The 17,963-nt window shown below is 70.9% G+C and carries 19 protein-coding genes; 6 read left to right on the top strand and 13 right to left on the bottom strand.

Features of this window, described 5'->3' with window-relative positions:
* Positions 1-29 precede the first annotated feature (29 nt).
* A complete protein-coding gene (locus tag AUC44_RS07655) occupies positions 30-998 on the bottom strand; it encodes a TAXI family TRAP transporter solute-binding subunit (protein ID WP_062158102.1) in 969 nt (322 codons plus the stop codon).
* 181 nt (positions 999-1,179) lie between these two features.
* Here AUC44_RS07655 and AUC44_RS07650 point away from each other — a divergent pair, with 181 nt between their 5' ends.
* The gene (locus AUC44_RS07650) at positions 1,180-1,962 is read left to right on the top strand and encodes an amino acid ABC transporter ATP-binding protein (RefSeq protein ID WP_062158101.1); all 783 of its coding nucleotides are present in this window, start codon (positions 1,180-1,182) and stop codon (positions 1,960-1,962) included.
* A gap of 55 nt (positions 1,963-2,017) precedes the next feature.
* Here the strand turns inward: AUC44_RS07650 and AUC44_RS07645 are convergent, their stop codons facing one another.
* Positions 2,018-3,244, bottom strand: a complete 1,227-nt coding sequence (locus AUC44_RS07645) for an MFS transporter (protein ID WP_062158100.1) — start codon at positions 3,242-3,244, stop codon at positions 2,018-2,020.
* A 75-nt stretch (positions 3,245-3,319) separates the two neighbouring features.
* Positions 3,320-4,246 (bottom strand): histone deacetylase family protein, encoded by a 927-nt coding sequence (locus AUC44_RS07640; protein ID WP_062158099.1) that lies wholly within the window; start codon positions 4,244-4,246, stop codon positions 3,320-3,322.
* Positions 4,247-4,583: 337 nt separating this feature from the next.
* Here AUC44_RS07640 and AUC44_RS07635 point away from each other — a divergent pair, with 337 nt between their 5' ends.
* From AUC44_RS07635 to AUC44_RS07625, 3 genes are all read left to right on the top strand, one after another.
* Positions 4,584-5,210, top strand: a complete 627-nt coding sequence (locus tag AUC44_RS07635) for a Crp/Fnr family transcriptional regulator (protein WP_062158098.1) — start codon at positions 4,584-4,586, stop codon at positions 5,208-5,210.
* Between the two features lie 93 nt (positions 5,211-5,303).
* Positions 5,304-6,344, top strand: coding sequence for a DNA double-strand break repair nuclease NurA (locus AUC44_RS07630; protein WP_157445227.1), 1,041 nt, complete (start codon positions 5,304-5,306; stop codon positions 6,342-6,344).
* Complete coding sequence (locus tag AUC44_RS07625) at positions 6,341-8,164, top strand: ATP-binding protein (RefSeq protein ID WP_062158096.1); 1,824 nt, start codon at positions 6,341-6,343, stop codon at positions 8,162-8,164. The genes AUC44_RS07630 and AUC44_RS07625 overlap by 4 nt, the downstream gene beginning before the upstream one ends.
* Before the next feature lie 61 nt (positions 8,165-8,225).
* On the opposite strand, the gene AUC44_RS07620 is transcribed toward AUC44_RS07625, so the two are convergent.
* From AUC44_RS07620 to AUC44_RS07600, 5 genes are all read right to left on the bottom strand, one after another.
* Complete coding sequence (locus AUC44_RS07620) at positions 8,226-8,915, bottom strand: anti-sigma factor (RefSeq protein ID WP_231724564.1); 690 nt, start codon at positions 8,913-8,915, stop codon at positions 8,226-8,228.
* A 55-nt stretch (positions 8,916-8,970) separates the two neighbouring features.
* Entirely contained in the window at positions 8,971-9,507 is a 537-nt protein-coding gene (locus tag AUC44_RS07615) for an RNA polymerase sigma factor (protein ID WP_062158095.1), read from the bottom strand.
* A 129-nt stretch (positions 9,508-9,636) separates the two neighbouring features.
* Positions 9,637-9,957: a twin-arginine translocase TatA/TatE family subunit gene (tatA, locus tag AUC44_RS07610; RefSeq protein ID WP_062158094.1), complete on the bottom strand. Its 321-nt coding sequence runs from the start codon at positions 9,955-9,957 to the stop codon at positions 9,637-9,639.
* 85 nt (positions 9,958-10,042) lie between these two features.
* Entirely contained in the window at positions 10,043-10,756 is a 714-nt protein-coding gene (locus AUC44_RS07605; RefSeq protein WP_062158093.1) for a ferritin-like domain-containing protein, read from the bottom strand.
* A 19-nt stretch (positions 10,757-10,775) separates the two neighbouring features.
* Positions 10,776-11,519 (bottom strand): ferritin-like domain-containing protein, encoded by a 744-nt coding sequence (locus tag AUC44_RS07600; protein ID WP_082688986.1) that lies wholly within the window; start codon positions 11,517-11,519, stop codon positions 10,776-10,778.
* 278 nt (positions 11,520-11,797) lie between these two features.
* On the opposite strand from AUC44_RS07600, the gene AUC44_RS07595 reads away from it, so the two are divergent.
* Entirely contained in the window at positions 11,798-12,772 is a 975-nt protein-coding gene (locus AUC44_RS07595) for an RluA family pseudouridine synthase (RefSeq protein ID WP_062158091.1), read from the top strand.
* 214 nt (positions 12,773-12,986) lie between these two features.
* A complete protein-coding gene (locus AUC44_RS07590; protein WP_062158090.1) occupies positions 12,987-14,798 on the top strand; it encodes a DEAD/DEAH box RNA helicase in 1,812 nt (603 codons plus the stop codon).
* Between the two features lie 59 nt (positions 14,799-14,857).
* On the opposite strand, the gene AUC44_RS07585 is transcribed toward AUC44_RS07590, so the two are convergent.
* The 5 genes from AUC44_RS07585 to AUC44_RS07570 form a co-directional block, all read right to left on the bottom strand.
* Entirely contained in the window at positions 14,858-15,583 is a 726-nt protein-coding gene (locus AUC44_RS07585) for a metallophosphoesterase family protein (protein ID WP_062158089.1), read from the bottom strand.
* On the bottom strand, positions 15,583-15,948 hold the full coding sequence (locus AUC44_RS07580; protein ID WP_062158088.1) for a hypothetical protein: 366 nt from the start codon (positions 15,946-15,948) through the stop codon (positions 15,583-15,585). The genes AUC44_RS07585 and AUC44_RS07580 overlap by 1 nt, the downstream gene beginning before the upstream one ends.
* A gap of 82 nt (positions 15,949-16,030) precedes the next feature.
* Positions 16,031-17,032, bottom strand: coding sequence for an aldo/keto reductase (locus AUC44_RS07575; RefSeq protein WP_062158087.1), 1,002 nt, complete (start codon positions 17,030-17,032; stop codon positions 16,031-16,033).
* Between the two features lie 61 nt (positions 17,033-17,093).
* Positions 17,094-17,240, bottom strand: a complete 147-nt coding sequence (locus AUC44_RS16470) for a hypothetical protein (protein WP_157445225.1) — start codon at positions 17,238-17,240, stop codon at positions 17,094-17,096.
* Positions 17,241-17,507: 267 nt separating this feature from the next.
* The gene (locus tag AUC44_RS07570) at positions 17,508-17,957 is read right to left on the bottom strand and encodes a MerR family transcriptional regulator (protein ID WP_082688984.1); all 450 of its coding nucleotides are present in this window, start codon (positions 17,955-17,957) and stop codon (positions 17,508-17,510) included.
* Positions 17,958-17,963: the final 6 nt, after the last annotated feature.

Here is a 17,963-nt window from a genome sequence, read left to right as displayed (position 1 = left end):
GTTTCGGGCTGGCCCCCAGGTGCGGGCCGTTACTTGACGCTCAGGCCTTTTTCCTTGAAGAACTTGACGGCCCCGGCGTGCAGCGGCGCGGGGATGCCCTTGACGGCCTTGGCGTAGCTGAAGTTCGTGGCGAGGCTGGGGTGGATGGCCTTCAGCGCGGCCTCGTCGTCGAAGATGGCCTTCATGGCCTTGTACACGGCCTCCTCGCTGACGGCGGTACTGGTGACCAGGGTGGCCTGCACGGCGACGCTGGGCACGGTGGCGCCCACGCCCTTGTAGCTCTTGGCGGGGATGTTGTAGCGGACGTAGAAGGGGTACTTCTTGATCAGGCTGCTGGCCTGGTTGCCGCTCACGGGCACCATGGTGACGTCCACGGTCTGCGCGATCTGGCTGATGGCGCTGGCGCCCACGCCCACGGTGTAGAACAGCGCGTCGGCGCGCTTGTCCTGCATCAGGGTGATGCCCTGCGCGGGCGACACGCGCAGCGCCTGCCCGAGGTCGTCGAAGCCCAGGCCGTAGGATTCGAGCACCTGCTTGGCGGTCAGTTCGGTCCCGGAGCCCAGGTCGCCGATCACGACGCGCTTACCTTTCAGGTCGGCGATGGAGCGGATGCCGCTGTCCTTGCGGGCCACGACGTGCAGGACCTCGGGGTACAGGACGGCCATGGTGCGCAGCTTGCTGTTCGCCTTGCCCTGGAAGGCCTGGAGGCCGGTGCCCTTGTAGGCGTAGTACACGACGTCGTTCTGCGCGACGGCCGCGTCGAGCTCGCCGGTGGCGATGGCGTTCACGTTGAAGACGCTGCCACCGGTCGAGCGGGCGTTGGCGCGCACGCCGGCTCCGGCGTCGTTGACCATCTTGGCCATGCCGGTCGCGACGGGGAAGTACACGCCGGTGGTGCTGCCCGAGCCGATGGTGAGGAACGTGGTGCCCTGCGCGAGGGCGATGGCGGCGGTGCCGAGGACGAACAGGGCACCGAGTTGTGTCGTGGACTTCTTCATGATTCCTCCTGAGTGGCGACGGGCAGATGAGAAGGATCAGCCCGGATTGTGCAGAGTAGGCGGATGGTACCACAGGGGGGTTTACGTCCGTTTGCCAAGTATGGGCACGTGTCCAGCATGCGCCTGAGGCTTGCGGAGGAGGAACGGTACGGTCATCGCGGGCGGCGCTACCATACAGGACATGACGCAGTCCTCCCCCACCGCCACGGGCAGCCAGATCCGCCGGGACGCCCCCCCGATCATCGACGTGCGTGACGTGCACAAGCATTTCGGCAGCTTCCACGCGCTGCGCGGCGTGAACCTGCGCGTCCAGCCGGGCGAGGTCGTGGTCGTGATCGGCCCGTCGGGCAGCGGCAAGAGCACCTTCATCCGCACCATCAACGCCCTGGACCCGCACGACGGGGGCCAGATCACGGTGGACGGCATCCCGCTGGACGGCAAGGGCAACCTGGACGCCATCCGCCGTGAGGTCGGCATGGTGTTCCAGTCCTTCAACCTCTTCCCGCACCTGACCGTGCTGGAGAACATCACGCTGGCGCCCACCCGCGTGCGCAGGGCCAGCAAGGCCGACGCCGAGAAGCGCGGCCTGGAGTTGCTGCGCCGCGTGGGCATCGAGGAGCAGGCGCACAAGTACCCGGCGCAGCTCTCGGGCGGGCAGCAGCAGCGCGTGGCGATCGCGCGCGCCCTGGCGATGGAACCCAAGGTCATGCTGTTCGACGAACCCACCAGCGCCCTGGACCCCGAGATGATCAAGGAGGTGCTGGACGTCATGAAGGAACTGGCGCGCACCGGCATGACCATGCTGGTCGTCACGCACGAGATGGGCTTCGCGCGCGAGGTGGCCGACCGCATCCTGTTCTTCGATCAGGGCAACATCGTCGAGGACACCACCCCGGAAGCCTTCTACCAGAACCCGCAGCACGAGCGCGCCAGGGCGTTCCTCAGCAAGATCCTGGACCACTGAGCGGCAGGACGCGGAGGGTGCCCCCGGCGGACGCTGGCGGGCCCCCTCCTTCTGTTCAGGCGTCGCGGCGGAGTTTCCCGCACCACACCCACGCGGCGGCGCACAGCACGCCGCTGAGGACGAACACCGGGCCGTACCCGGCCTGATCGGCAAGCAGGCCGCCGAGGACCGGGGTGAACAGGGCCGCGCCGACCAGGGTGTTCAGCGTGCCGATGTAGCGGCTGCGGGCGTGTTCGGGCGCGATGTTCAGCAGGTGGTTGGTGTGGCCCAGGTTGAAGCCCTGCGCGGCGGTGCTCGTCAGGATGAACGCGAGGAGGTAGGTCCAGCTGGGCAGGTGCAGCAGCCCGACCGTCAGGGCCCACAGGGGCGCGAGGCCGTAGAAGACGCTGGCGTAGCGGATGATGCGCCGCGAGCCCTTGCGCTCGGCCACGCGCTGCCAGACGATGTTACTGAGGGGAGCGGCGCCGGTCAGGGCCATCACGAAGGTGCCCAGCGTGGCGGCCGGGTAGTGCAGTTCGCGCAGGGCGTACACGGCCAGGAACGGGTCACTCATGCTGGCGGCCGCCAGCAGCAGCCGCACGGTCAGAAAGGCGCGGAAGTGCGGGTCGCGCAGCGTCTCGGGAATCGCGCGGAATTCGGCGCGGGTGCCCTGCCGGTCCAGGGGCGTGTCGGCGGGTTCCTGCACGAGACCGAACACCCAGTACCCGAACGTGAACGCGACGGTGCCCAGCGCGAGGATCAGGGCGTAGTTCAGCGGGAAGGCCAGCTCGCTGCCCAGGATGGCCCGCACGAGCAGGCCCGCCCCGAAGGCGAGCAGGCCGCCGTACAGGTTGCGGGTGCCGAAGAAGCGCGCGCGCCGTTCACTGGGCACCGTCTTGCTGACGACCTCCAGGAACGGGAGGCCGCTGACGCCGGAGGCCAGGGCGTTCAGGCTCATGGCGACGATGAACAGCGTGAGGCACAGCGCGGGCCGGTCGGCGAGCAGCGCGGCGGCCAGCACCATGAAGATGTACGTGGCGGTGCGCACCATGGCGGCCGAGCGGTACACCGGGAGTTTGTGGGTCAGCGGCCGGACGCGCGCGGCGACGAGAAGCTGCGGCAGCATCCACCCGCCGCCCGCGATGGCCGGGAGCAGGCCGATGACCCAGTTGGGCGCGCCGAGACGGGCGGCGAAGCCGGTCAGGACGACGGCGACGCTCATGAAGCCGTCGCCCAGGAACACCGCCCAGCCGTTGAGGATGCCCAGGCGTTCGTTGCGGTTCCACGGCGCGCGGGTCGTCATGCGGCGCATTATCCGCCTGAACCGATTCAGTTGATCGGTCAGCCCGGACGGCGCGCGCCGGTCAGGACCGGACGCTCAGGGCAGCACGTCCAGGCCGTCAAGCACCACGCTGGCGTGCGCCTCGACGGTCAGGGCGTGGTCGCGGTTGTACCCGCCGGCCATCATCGTGACGACCGGAATGCCCGCGCCGCGCGCCCAGGTCAGCACGGCGCGGTTGCGTTCGCGCACGCCGTCCAGCGTGAGGGCGAAGCGCCCGAAGCGGTCCCCGGCCAGGACGTCCACACCCGCGAGGTACAGCAGCACGTCGGGCCGGAAGGCGTCCAGCGCCGGGATCGCCTGCCCGCGCAGCACCTGCAGGTACTCCTGGTCGGTCACGCCGTCCCCCAGCCCCAGGTCCAGACTGCTGCGTTCCTTGCGAAAGGGGTAGTTCCGCTCGCCGTGGATGCTGAGGGTAAACGCCCGCGCCTCGTGTTCCAGCAGCGCGGCGGTGCCGTTGCCCTGGTGCACATCCAGGTCGAGGATCGCCACGCGCCGCGCCAGTCCGTCATCGAGGGCCACGCGGGTCAGGATCGCGGCGTCGTTCACGAGGCAGAAGCCCTCGGCGCGGTCATGGAAGGCGTGGTGCGTGCCGCCCGCCAGGTTGATGCCCCACCCGACCGCCAGCGCGTCGTGCAGGGCGGCCAGGGAGCCCCCGGCGGCGCGGCGGGCGCGTTCCACCACCTCGGCACTCCAGGGCAGGCCGAAGGCGCGTTCCTCGTGCCGGTCGATCTCGCCTCTGCGCCAGCGCCGCAGCCACAGCGGATCGTGGGCGCGCGCGGCGTCCGCCCAGCTCAGGTTCGGGGTGTCCAGCACGGGCAGCCGCCCGCTCAGGCGGTCGCGGACGCCCGCGTACTTGTACGCCGGGAAGCGGTGTCCGTCCGGCAGGGGGAAGGTGTAGGCGGCGGGTGTCCAGGCGCGGTAGGGACCAGTCTGGTCGGGCCCGGGGCGGTCGGGAGGAGTCACGCCCGGCAGTCTGCCGCGTCCGGCCGGTCACGTGAGCGTGAAGGGGCACGAATGGCGCGGCGGGCCCCAGCTGCCGGACAGCACAGGGCCGGGCCTCACGGTGCTGTGAGGGGGTCGCGCTGACCCTGCGCCCGGTGGTCGGCCGGGTGAGAATCGCCACACCTGACGGGGGGGCATTTGGCGGAGTGTTCACTTTGTGTTCCCACAACAATTCAGCCTTGTACAAGGTTTGTACACTCCTGATCAATCGAAGGACAGGCGGCCCCCCACGCACGCCCTCCCACCCCCACGGAGCCTCACGACGCGGGCGGATGAAGCACCCCCAGGAGTACCGGCCATGACCTACATCTCCCCCACGACTGCCCCCACCTACACCGATCCCAACCGCACCGTCCGCCGCGGCCAGACCCTCTACTACGCCGGGGACGCCGCCCCCAGCCTCTACCGCCTGGAAAGCGGCCTGATGCGCGCCGTGCGCCTCACCCCGCAGGGCCGCAACCTGACCGTGCGCCACATCCGCCCCGGCGACATCTTCGGCGAGGAATGCCTGCACGGCACGGCACGCGGCCACCAGGTGGTCGCCCTGACCGACGCCGTCCTGACCCCCATCCACCCGCAGCACCTCTCGCAGGGCGAACTGTGGGACCTGACCCGCAGCCTCAGCCACCAGCTGCAGCGCATGATGACCGACGGCGTGCACATCCAGGACGGCGACCTGCGTGAACGCATCGCGCGCTACCTGCTGAACCTCGCCGACAGCAGTCTGGGCGGCCAGCACCCCGACGGCACCCGTTTCGTGCGCGCCACCCACGAACTGATCGCCGAGGGCACCGGCGCCACCCGCGAGAGCGTCAGCAAGCTGATCGGCGAGATGCGCGACGACGGCCTGCTGAACCCCGCCTACCGCTGCCTGACCCTGACCGACGAGGCGGGCCTGCGCCTGCTCAGCGGCTACCACGGCTGAGCTCACCCGTGCCCTGCGCGCCGTCCCTTCACGGGGGCGGCGTTTTCGTGCGTGGCGCACGTCACCGCACACTTTTTCTGTCCGGCACGTAGAATGGCCCGCATGCGTATCCGCCTTGACCCCTGGCCCGTGGATCTCCAGGGGGGACAGCTCACCCTCAAAGCCTTCGACGGCACCCTCGACGACGTGGAAACCCCCCGCTGGGCCGCCCTGCCCGCCCGGCCCATCCCGGAACGGCTGAAGCAGGTGTTCGTCGTGGACGGCAAACGCCGCATGGAATCCCGCATCTTCATCGAGGACCCCCAGGGCCAGAGCGGCCTGGGCGGCTTCGGTGCGTACGTGGTGGGCGCCGTCGACCTGTGCCCACACGGCACGCGGCAGGCGGAACTGCTCGCCGTGAAGGCCCAGCGTCTGCTCGCGCACGCGCCGAACCTGCTGGTCGAGCCTGCCCAGCTCACGCCCCGCAATCCCCACACCGGGCAGCTGGAGTACGCCCCAGCGCCCATGCAGGGCCACGATCCGCTGGCGGCCCTGAACACCCTGCAGCAGCACATGCTGGGGGCCGAGCAGCTCCTGTCGCACTCCCTGGCGTCGCGCGTGCCGGTGGACGAGACCGACGACCGCGAGTGGCTGACCGCCCTGACGATCCAGGACGGCACCCTGCGCGGCCAGAACCTGCAGGGCGCGGTGGTGGGCTGCGTGAAGACAATGGAGACCATGTACCTGCCGGCCGACCGCGCCGGCCTGCTGAGCGAGTTGAAACCCGGCGAGCGCACCCCGGTGCTGCGCATGACCTACGAGGGCGGGCAGTTCACGCGCCTGATCTGGTACGTGCGGCTGTGCGAGGCGGCTTTCTACCAACACCCCATGAGCGGCGTGATGCGCCTGGAGATGTTCGCACCCGACGACACGGACTTCCTGCCGCCCATCGTGCGTCAGGTGGCGAACCTGTCGGGCACGCTGCTGACGCGCCTGGGCAGCCGGGCGCACAAGGACCCGCGTGCGCCGCAGAACCTGATCCCGACCGCGGCACTGGAACAGGCAATGAACCGCTCGATGGGCAGCGCGGATCTGGTCACGCGGCGCATCCGGGCGCACATCGCGGCGACGTTCGGGCGAGAGGCGGTCGCATGACGGGCGTGCAAGGGCAGTCAGCCGCAACGGGCGCGGTGGTGGGCATGGTGCTGGGCACGCAGGACGTGACCCCGGTGAGTTTCTGGTTCGCGGTGCAGCCCGGCGCGAGCATCCAGCTCGACGATCTGGTGGTCGTGGGCACCCGCAAGCCGGACGGGGCGGAGGTGCGCTTCTACGGGATCGTGGATCACGTCCGGACCCGGCACGAGGGCGTGACCTTCGACAGCGACGTGCAGGACGTCGCGGCGGGCCTGCTGCCCGCGAGTATCAGTTACGCGGCGCGGGTGCTCGTCACGCGGGTCCACCCGGAGAATTTCATTCCGCCGCAGCCGGGGGACGTGGTCCGCCACGCGCGGGACGCGGACCTGCGCATGGCGCTCAGCGCGGACAAGATGGGCGACCGGGCCTTCCCGGGCGGGCTGCTGGCCGACGGACAGGTGCTGCCGCTGAACTACCGCTTCGTGAACGGCGAGAACGGCGGGCACATCAACATCAGCGGGATCTCGGGCGTGGCGACGAAGACCAGTTACGCGCTGTTCCTGCTGCACTCGATCTTCCGCAGCGGCGTGATGGGCGCGTCCGCATCGGCAGGGCGGGCGCTGATCTTCAACGTGAAGGGCGAGGACCTCCTCTTTCTCGATCAGGCGAACAAGGATGTGGGCGCGCGCGAGGCGGACGCGCAGGCGCAGAAGGGCCTGCCGCGCACCCGCTACGACCTGATGAATCTTCCGGCGGAAGCCTTCCGGGACGTGCAGTTCCTCGCGCCGCCCCGGCCCGGCAGCACGGCGGGCGCGATCGTGCCGCACGTCGAGCAGCGCGCCAGTGGTGTGACGCCGTTCCTGTACTCGCTGCGGGAGTTCTGCCTGCGCCGCATGCTGCCCTACGTGTTCGTGGACCGGGACGCCAGCGTGAACCTGGGCTTCGTGATCGGCAGCATCGAGGACCGCCTGTACCGCCTCGCGCAGGGGGCCGACACGCCGTACCTGACGGTCGAGGACTGGCAGCCGGACGACGCCGAGGCACTGATCGACGAGGACATCCGCTTCGACGAACTGGGCGGGGTGCGGATCAGCACCTTCCCGCAGCTGGTCGCGTACCTGGAGTACAAGCTCCTCGACGCGAACGACGGCGAGGGCGACCGCAAGTGGGTGGGCAAGCAGTCCCCCGCTACCCTGCAGGCGTTCATCCGGCGGCTCAGGGGCGTGCAGAAGCACCTCACGCCGCTGGTGCGCGGGGACCTGAGCGCCGCGCAGGCCGCGCAGTACCGCCCCGATCCGCTGAAGCCCGGGGTGCAGACGACCGTGGTGGACATCCACACGCTGTCCGCCACCGCGCAGATGTTCGTGGTGGGCGTTCTGCTGCGCGACCTGTTCGAGCACAAGGAGCGCGTGGGGCGGCAGGACACGGTGTTCGTGGTGCTCGACGAGCTGAACAAGTACGCGCCGCGCGACGGCGACAGCCCGATCAAGGACGTGCTACTGGACATCGCCGAACGCGGCCGCTCGCTGGGGATCATTCTGATCGGCGCGCAGCAGACTGCCAGCGAGGTCGAGCGGCGCATCGTGTCGAACGCCGCGATCCGCGTGGTAGGCCGACTGGACCTCGCGGAGGCCGAGCGACCCGAGTACCGCTTCCTGCCGCAGAGTTTCCGCGCGCGCGCGGGCATCCTCCAGCCGGGCACCATGCTCGTCAGCCAGCCGGACGTACCGAACCCCGTCCTCGTGAACTACCCGTTCCCCGCGTGGGCGACCCGCAAGGACGAGGTGGACGACCTGCGCGGGAAGAAGGTCGAGGACGTCGGCGACGACTGGCTGCGCTGAGGGACCGGAAGGGAGGGGGACCGGGCACACGGGCGCCGGTCCCCCTCCCTTCCGGTGGCCGTTACAGCTGCTGAATCAGGATCGGCGTGGTGGTGGGCTGCTCGCTGCCACCGGCGGGCTCCACGCTGACCGCCACGGTCTGCCCGGCCTGCACCCTGGGGAGCACGACACCCTGACCGTCGAACAGGCCCGCGCTGACGGGTTTCCCGTCCTCGATGCGCCACAGCTGATACACGCGGTCCTGGGGCGCCAGCGCATTCAGGTGCAGGTACGCGCGGCCGTCCGGCAGGCGAATCAGTTCGCCGATGGCCTGCCCGCCCGCAGTCAGGGGCTGCGACTGTGCGCCCGGCGCCGTCTGGTACTCGCTGAGCAGGTCCTGTGTCGCGGGCGGGCGCAGAAAGATCACCCCCAGGGTCACGGCCGCCACGACCGCCAGGAGCATCAGGCGCCAGTTCATGGGCCGAGCTGGGCGGGCCGAAGGGACGGTCGCGGGCGGGTGGAGTGGAATGTTGGCGGGCGCGCTGGTCACGGCCGCTTCTTCCCGCCGGAGACGCTCGATCAGGCGCGCCTCGGCCCCGGCCGGCACCTCGGCCTCGGGCAGGCTGTCGGGCAGACCGTGCAGCAGTTCCAGATCCGCGTGGTATTCGCGGGCCAGGGCGGGATCGGCCTCGATGGCGGCCCGCACGCGTTGCTCGTCGTCGGGGGCCAGTTGCCCCAGGGCGAGCGCCAGGATGTCTTCTCTGCTGATCACGGTTCACCTGCCTGGCGTGTGGCACGCGCGGCGAGAGGGTGCGGGGGGAGGGCGGTCATGGCTGGAGGCCCAGGTGGGTGCGCATGCGGTCGATGGCGGCGCGCAGGCGGGATTTTACCGTACCCACGGGGAGGCCGGTCAGGATCGCCAGTTCACTGTGCGAGTACCCGCGGTAGTAGGCGAGTTCCACGAGCTGCCGGTGTGTCTCGTCCAGCGCCTGCACGGCGCCCTGCGCCATGACCTGCGAGTCCACGTCCGGGGCGGCGGTCGGCGCGTCCCACTCCTCGATTTCCAGCGGGGTGTCGGGGCGGTCGCGCAGTTCCTGCAGGAAGCGGTGGTGGGCGATGCTGACCAGCCAGGTCTTGGCGCTGGCCCGCGCAGGGTCGAAGCGGCCGGCGTGACGCCAGGCGTTCATGAAGGCGTCCTGCACGCAGCTTTCCACGTCGTCGGCCTGGCGGAGCATGCGGTGGCCGAGGCTGTACAGCAGCCGGGCGTAGCGGCGGTGCAGTTCACGCAGCGCGTCCTCGGTGCCGTCGGCCATGGCGCGGATCAGCGCTTCGTCCGGCAGGTCGGGGTGCAAGGGAGAGGTCATAGGTCGCGTCCAGCGTAACAGGGGCGCGGGGGCGCGGTGCCGGGGCGTCCTGAGCCGACGTTCATGAAATCCACGCGTGGGACGCTCACCAGCGGGTGTGCTTCGGGTCAGTCTCACGCGCGGCCCCCCTTACGAGCGGGGCGCGGCGACGTCCTGGGCGGGGGCCGGCTGGACAGCGGCGGCCTGCACGGGAGCCGGCTGAGCGGCTATCGGCTGGGCGGCCATCGCCTGGGCGGTCACGGCCGGCGCGGCGACAGCGGCGGGGGTCATGGCGGCGGGCTGGGAGGGAGCGGTGACGTTCAGCTCGTCGCGCAGGCCCTGGGTGCTCCTGCGGAATTCACGCAGGCCGTTGCCGAGGCTCTTGCCCAGTTCCGGCAGTTTGCGGGGGCCGAAGACGACCAGGGCGACGAGGAGGACAACGAGCAGTTCAGCGGGACCGATGTTGGGCATGGCAGGTCTCCTTGGGGCAGCACTTGGGGGACGTGGCCCGCAGCGCATAACGCCTGCGGCCCCGTCCCCCGGTCGTGGCAGGGGATTACTTGATGAGGGGTTTGACGATCAGCAGGACCTCTTCCATGCTGAGCGGCTTCCAGAACGCGGTGGGCGTGGGGCTGAAGTCACCGTCGAAGTCCGCGACGCTGGTGCTGGTGGGGCTGGCGTCGCTCTGCGGGGCGATGGCGGTCTGGCGGGTGGGCTTGGTGTTGAAGCCCAGCTGGGTGCGCAGTTCCTGGATGCCGCTGGCGTGGTTGGCTTCCACGGCCAGGATGCTGGCGGCGGCGGTCAGGACCTCGCCGTTCTGCACGCGGTCGGCCTGCCCCAGGTAGGCGCGCACGCCCACGGGTTCGAGGGTGGCGGCCAGCGCCAGGAACTTCTGGTCGTTCAGGCCGCTGCCGTCGCCGATCAGGGGGCTGAAGTCGAAGGTGGGCTTGGTGACCGGCGTGCCGCCGAGCTTCTGGATGGTGGCGAACAGGGCGTCCACGTGCGCCTTCTCGTGCGCCGCGAGTTCCTTGGCGTACTCCTTGGCGCGGCCATTGCTGAGCTTGCCGGCCAGGGCGCCGTTGTCGAACGCGGCGTAGAACTCGGCTTCCAAGTATTCCAGGGTCAACGCGTAGTTCAGGATGGCGATGTCCTGCTGGACACTCTTGGTGGAGGGGCTGGTGGCGGCCAGCGCGGACAGGTCGAGGGCGCCCAGGGTCAGGGCCCCGGCACCGGCACCAGCGAACTTCAGGAAGGAACGGCGGTTGCTCATGTCAGTGTCTCCTTGGGCCTTAGCGCTTGATGACCGGGCTCACGATGGCCAGTACCTGGGTCATGGTGAGGGGCTGCCACAGGGCGGTGGGGGTGGGCGAGTAGTTCGCGTCGAAGTCGGCGGCGCTGGTGCTGGTGGGCTTGGCGGCGCTCTGCGGGGCGATGTCGGTCTGGCGGGTGGGCGCCGAGTTCAGGCCCAGGCCCACGCGCAGCTCCTGCACGCCGGAGACGTGGTTCGCCTCGACGGCGTGGATGGCGGCGGCGGCGGCCACGAGTTCCGGGTTGCTCAGGCGGGCCACCTGCCCCAGGTAGGCGCGCACGCCGATGGGTTCGAGGGTGGCGGCCAGCGCCAGGAACAGCGCGTCGTCGACGGTGCGCCCGCCGATCAGGGGGCTGAAGTCGAAGGTGGGCTTGGTCGCGGGGGTACCGCCCAGCTTCTGGATGGTGGCCTTCAGGGCGTCCACGTGGGCCTGCTCGTGGGCGGCAAGTTCCTTGGCGTATTCCTTGGCGCGCGCGTTCTTCAGGTTCGCGGCGTACGCGCCCGTGTCGAAGGCGGCGTAGAACTCGGCTTCCAGGTATTCCAGGGTCAGCGCGTAGTTCAGGATCTCGATGTCCTGCTTCTGGCTGGGCGTCATGCCCATGGCCGGGGCGCAGGAGACGAGCGCCAGGCCTCCGCCGAACAGGGCGGCGTAGCCCATGAACTGCCGGCGCGAGGCGAGGGGCGAGGGGGAGGCGGTCGTGGCGGGTCGGGTGTCCTCTGGCATGTGGTGTCTCCCTTGAGCGGCGCGCTCAGGCACGCGGGTGGCGCTCGATGTTTCCTTCGCTCAGCCAGCCATATGCGGGGGAGGCGCAATCGGATGACGCGCCGCGCAAGCGTGAAGGTCCGGTGAATGCGCGCGGGGAAACCGCCATCCTCCTGTCCCTGCCCTGGCAGGCGACACTGTGCCGGAAACACCGCGCCGGAAGAGGTGTCCTCCAGCGCACGCCCTGCTGGCGTTCCCGGCTGGACGGCTGCTGCCGACGGTGGTCTACACTCGGGCGCGTGAACGACGCCGCGCCCTCCCCTGCCCTCCTGACCCTGACTGCCACGCCCGGACGCCTCGACGCGGTCGTGTCGGCGCTGAGTGGCGCCAGCCGCTCGCAGGTGTCGGCCTGGATCGAGGCGGGGCACGTGCAGGTGGGCGGCGTGGTGGCCGGCAAGGCCAGCCTGAAACTGCGCGGCGGGGAGGTCCTGACCGTGCAGGTGCCGCCGCCCGCCGACGCGACGGTGGCGCCCGAGCAGGTGCCTCTGGACGTGATCTTCGAGGACGAGCACCTGATCGCCGTGAACAAACCCGCCGGGATGGTCACGCACCCCGCGCCGGGCGTCACGACGGGCACGCTCGTGAACGCCCTGCTGGGCCGCATGACACTGCCCGAGCAGTCCGGCTTCGACGGCCCGGACGGGTACCGGCCCGGCATCGTGCACCGGCTGGACAAGGACACCAGCGGCGTGATCGTCGTGGCCAAGACGGTCGCGGCCCACGCGCGGCTGGCGGCGGCGTTCAAGGACCGCGAGACGCGCAAGGCGTATCTGGCCATTGCGGCGGGCGCGTGGGCCGCGCAGGCCCCGGTGAACGTGGACGTCCCCATCGGGCGGCACCCGGTGCAGCGCCAGCGCATGACGGTGGGCGGCGCCCAGCCGCGCGAGGCGCAGACGCTGTTCACGCCGCTGGATACCCGTCCGGACGGGCACGGCCGCATCCTGACCCTGGTGCGGGCGCAGCCGCGCACGGGCCGCACGCACCAGCTGCGCGTGCATCTGGCACATCTGGGCAGCCCGATCCTGGGGGACACCGCATACGGCCGCCCCTCGGACCTGATCGCCCGGCAGGCGCTGCACGCACAGTTCCTGACCATCCCGCATCCGGTGACGGGCGAGGCGCTGCACCTGCACGCGCCCATCCCGGACGACATCCTCCAGGCGTGGGTCGCGCTGGGCGGCGTCCTGCCCGCCGGGCTGGAACAGGCCCCCTGACACCCCGGGGCCTGCGCCTCACAGGACGATCACGCCCGCGCACCGCAGGCGTCACTTGCATTCAGTCCAGAGATCCGGTACCATTTCAATTCGTGCGCCGCGACGGGAGGTTCCCGTGCGGCTGGAAGGTGCCCCCACTTTCAGGACATGCTGGATGCCGTTTCAAAGGGCGTTTGCTGGTCACTGGGGCTGTGCTTTCCCGAAAGGACTACAAATGAACTTTGATCAACTGATTGCGCCCGAACTCGCGGCGCGTCTCGCCGAGCGCGGTATCACGGAAGCTAGCCCCATCCAGGCCGAGAGCCTGCCCCTCACCCTGGCCGGGAAGGACATGATCGGCCGCGCCCGCACGGGCACCGGCAAGACCCTGGCCTTCGCGCTGCCGATCCTGAGCAAGCTGGAAACCAGCCGCGAGCGCGCCCGCCTGCCCCGCGCCATCGTCGTGGCCCCCACCCGCGAACTCGCCAAGCAGGTCGCGGACGAGTTCAGCAAGAGCGGCGCCCACCTGACCACCGTCACGGTGTACGGCGGCGCCAGCTACGGCCCGCAGGAGAACGCCCTGCGCCGCGGCGTGGACGTCGTGGTCGGCACCCCCGGCCGCCTGATCGACCACCTCGAGCGCGGCAACCTCGACCTGAGCGCCGTGGAATTCGCGGTGCTGGACGAGGCCGACGAGATGCTCAGCGTGGGCTTCGCCGACGCCATCGAGACCATCCTCAAGAGCACCCCCGAGACCCGTCAGACGCTGCTGTTCAGCGCCACGCTGACGAACGACATCAACCGCCTGTCCCGCAAGTACCTGAACGACCCCGTCATCGTGGACATGGTCGGCGAGGGCAAGAGCCAGGCCGCGCAGACCGTCGAGCACCTGAAGGTCAAGGTGGGCCGCACCCGCACCCGCGTGCTGGCCGACCTGCTCACCGTGTACAACCCGGAAAAGGCCATCGTCTTCACCCGCACCAAGCGTGAAGCGGACGAACTGGCGAACGAACTGATCCACCGCGGCATCGAGAGCGAGGCGCTGCACGGCGACCTGGCGCAGAGCCAGCGTGAACGCGCCCTGGGTGCGTTCCGCAGCGGCCGGGCCGGCGTGCTGGTCGCCACCGACGTGGCCGCGCGCGGCCTGGACATCCCCGAGGTCGACCTGGTCGTGCAGTACCACCTGCCCCAGGACCCCGAGAGCTACGTGCACCGCTCCGGCCGCACGGGCCGCGCGGGCCGCACCGGCACCGCGATCATCATGTACGGCGACCGTGAAGGCCGCGAGGTGGCGGGCCTGGAACGCATCACCGGCGTGCGCTTCATCGAGCGTCCCCTGCCCACGCCCAAGGAAGTCGCGCAGGCCAGCGCCCGCGCCAGCGCCGACATGGTCCGCAAGGTGGACGAGAGCGCCGCAGCGAACTTCCAGGCGGAAGCCGAGCGCCTCTTCAGCGAGCTGGGCCTGGAGGCCCTGAGCCGCGCCCTGGCGAAGATCAGCGGCGTGACCGAGCCCGTGAAGGCCGCCAGCCTCCTGAGCGGCGAGGAAGGCCTGACCACCATCATCCTGCACGCCGAGCGCATGAGCGTGGCGCGCGCCGTGGCCGTCCTGGCCCGCAACGGCGACCTGGACACCCGCCGCCTCGGCAAGGTGCGCCAGTGGCGCGGCGGCGCCGTGGCCGACGTGCCCAGCGAGTTCGTCGAGAAGCTGATGGCCGCCAGCCCGCTGGAAGGCGAGGTGCAGGTCGAGATCGCGCAGGAACTGCCCGAACTGTTCGAGCAGCCCACCCGCGAGCGCCGCGACCAGGGCGGCTACCAGGGTGGCCGCGGCTACCGTGACGAGAGCGGCTACCGTGGCCGCGGCAACGGCGGCGGCGGCTACGGCAACCGTGGCGGCGGGTACCAGGGCCAGGGCGGCGGCGACCGCGGCGGGTACCAGGGTGGCAACCGTGGCGGACAGGGCCAGGGCCGCTGGAGCCGTGACCGTGACGACCGCGCCCCGCGCCGCGAGGACTTCGCCGACCGCGAATTCGTCCCCGCCGGCCGCTGAGCCTCACTGAATAGGAAGCGCCTCCCGTTCCTGGGAGGCGCTTCTCTTGTGGGTCGAGGTCAGGGTTCGCGTCCAGCAGTCAGCCAGTGAGCCTCGTGGTCGCCTGCCCCGGCCGGGCCGTGCGCGCGGGCCCACGCGGCAGCCGCCTGCGTGTCGTAGGGCACGCGGCGGAACTCGGCGGTCCAGTGCCCGGCGCGGCGGGTGAGCTGCACCCAGCGGGCCAGCGGCAGCCCGTCCTTCTGCCGGGAGACCGGTCCGGCGTTCACCACGGTCAGGCCGTCCACGACGGTCAGCATCTCGCGGTGGGTGTGCCCGACGACGCACACGCGGCCGCCCGTGTCGAAGCGGAAGCCGCCGAGCCGCTCGCGCAGTTCCCGGAAACGGGCGGGACGGGTGTGCCCATCCGGGGTCCCGGTGAGCATCAGGTCCTCCCAGGGACTGCGGGGGCTGCCGTGCGCGACGCGGACCTCGCCGCCGGCCGTGTCGAGGTGGATGGGCAGGGCGGCCAGGGTGGCGGGGACGTCTTCGGGCAGCTGGGCGCGCACCCAGGCGCGCATGGTCTCCTTGCCGTCGCGCAGGCCCGCGACGCGTTCGTCGGTGTTGCCGCGCACGCTGGGGGGCGCGAACTCCTGTTGCAGCGCCCAGGCGCTGGCGGGGTCGGCGCAGCCCCACACGGTGTCCCCCAGGTTCAGCACCTGATCGGGGCTTGCCGCGCCGATGTCCTTCAGCACGGCGCGCAGCGCGAAGGCGTTGCCGTGCACGTCGCCCAGCACCGCGAGGCGCATCAGCGGGTGGGCTTGCGGATCGCGGCGAACAGCAGCGAGAACACGGCCACCGTGATCAGGTACGACACGAGCGACCCGGCCGGCTGAAACGCGGGGCTCAGGGCGTCGTGCGCGAACTTGTAGATCGCGTACGGCACCGCCCAGCCCATCGCGTACAGCGCGGCGCGCGGCAGGAACTCCCGCGTGACCGCCGCCTGCGGGAAGTACCGGATGGGGAGCAGCATGGCGGGCAGCAGCAGCAGCTGCGCGAGGTAGAACCAGGGCGGCAGGGTGTCCAGGCCGTAGTCGAGCGCGGCGAACAGGATGTTCACGGCAGCGATCACCACGCCGGTGATCAGGGCCGTGCGGAGGATGGGGGCATTCACCCGCCCATGCTGCCACGAGCGGGGCGGGGGAACGCGGCGGGGCGCTTCATGCCCCCTCCACGTTCCCCCACCCCGGGGTGGCTCAGCGGTTCACGCTGTTCATGGTCGCCTCGGGGTAGCGGGTGCCCTGCGCCGCGCCGGGCGGGAACGCCGCGTCGATGCGGGCCAGATCATCCGGGGTGAGCTGCACGTCCAGCGCGCCGAGGTTGTCCTCCAGGTACTTCACGCGCCGCGTGCCGGGGATCGGCACCAGATCGTCCCCCTGCGCGAGGACCCACGCGAGGGCCAGCTGCGACGGCGTGCAGCCCTTCTGCGCGGCCATGGCCTGCACCTCGCGCACGAGGTCGAGGTTCTGCTGGAAGTTCTCGCCCTGGAAGCGGGGGTTGTGCTTGCGGAAGTCGTCGTCGGCCAGGTCGTCCGGGCTCCTGATCTCGCCGGTCAGGAAACCGCGGCCCAGGGGGCTGTACGGTACGAAGCCCACACCCAGTTCGCGGCAGGCGGCCAGGACGCCCTGTTCGGGGTCGCGGGTCCACAGGGAGTATTCGCTCTGCACGGCGGTGATGGGGTGTACGGCGTTCGCGCGGCGCAGGGTGTCCGCGCTGACCTCGCTCAGGCCGATGGCCCGCACCAGTCCCTCCTGCACGAGCTGGCCCATCGCACCGACGGTGTCCTCGATGGGCGTCTCCGGGTCCACGCGGTGCAGGTAGTACAGGTCGACGTGATCGGTGCGCAGGCGCCTGAGGCTCCCCTCGATGGCCTGCCGGACGTACCCGGGCCGCCCGTTGATGCGCCGCCCGCCGGGCGCGTCCGGGGCAATCTGAATGCCGAACTTCGTGGCGAGCACCACCCGGTCGCGTTTGTCCTGGAGCCAGTCGCCGAGGAGTTCCTCGTTGGTGTGCGGGCCGTACATGTCGGCGGTGTCGTAGAAGGTGACGCCCAGCTCCAGGGCGCGGTCCAGGGTGCCCAGGTTCTGCGCGCGGTCGGTGGGGCCGTAGAAGGCGCTCATGCCCATGCAGCCCAGGCCCAGGGCCGAGACGGTCAGGTCGCGCAGGTGGCGGGTGGGGAGTGGGGTGGTGGGGGTCATGCGGGGCTCCTCTGCGCGCCGGGAAGCCAGGGGCGGGCGCGCGGTATCAGGCGGGGCAGGATCACGAGGGACTGGACGGCGGCACGGCGGTGAGCGTGACGGCCAGCGTGATCAGGGGGATGGGGGCGCGCCCGGCCAGGACGGGCAGCACCACCGGCGGCACGGCGGCGATCAGGGGATAGGTGACGGCCCAGACGGGCAGGGCCACGCGGTGGTGCGCCGCGCCGCGCCGGGAAGCGCACCCAGCCGCCGGTCAGCCGCTCGACGAGCGGGAACACGACGTAGTGCGTTATGGGGACGAGCAGGGCGGTCAGCAGCAGGGCCACGAGCGGCGTGGGGGAGTGACCCAGCAGGTAGGGGCCCAGGAGGAGCAGCAGCGCGGTGATGCTGGGGTAGCTCCCCAGCCAGCGGCCCACCGTGAGGCGCAGCGGACTGGACGGTGCAGCGCCGGTCGGAGGCGAAGGGACAGGGCTGCTCAAGCGTTGACCTCCGGCGGGGCGGCCCGCTGCGCGGCCAGGACGGGGCCGTCCAGCACGGGTCGTGCGGGCGCGCCGTCGCAGCCCAGGTGCGCGTCGTAGCGGGCGATCTTGGCGCGGATGGCGCTGAGGTCCGCCTGAAGGTCGAGCAGTCGGGCCTCGACCTCCTGTTCGTGCCTGACAAGCAGCGCGCGGCGTTCAGGGGCGGTGTGCTCGCCCTCGCGCACCAGGGCCATGTAGGCGCGCAGGCCCGCCATGCCCATGCCGGTGCCGCGCAGGTGCAGCAGGAAGCGCAGCAGGGTCAGTTCGCGTTCGCTGTAGCGGCGCTCGCCCCCCGAGGCGCGCGGAACGTCCAGCAGGCCCTCGCGGTCGTAGTAGCGCAGGGTGTGCGGGCTGACGCCCAGCCGCGCGGCGGCCTCCTGGATGCTGAGTGGAGCTGGGGCGGACATGACCGC

The sequence above is a fragment of the Deinococcus actinosclerus genome, from assembly GCF_001507665.1.
Taxonomy (GTDB): Bacteria; Deinococcota; Deinococci; order Deinococcales; family Deinococcaceae; genus Deinococcus; species Deinococcus actinosclerus.
This window is presented reverse-complemented; position numbering and strand designations above follow the sequence as displayed.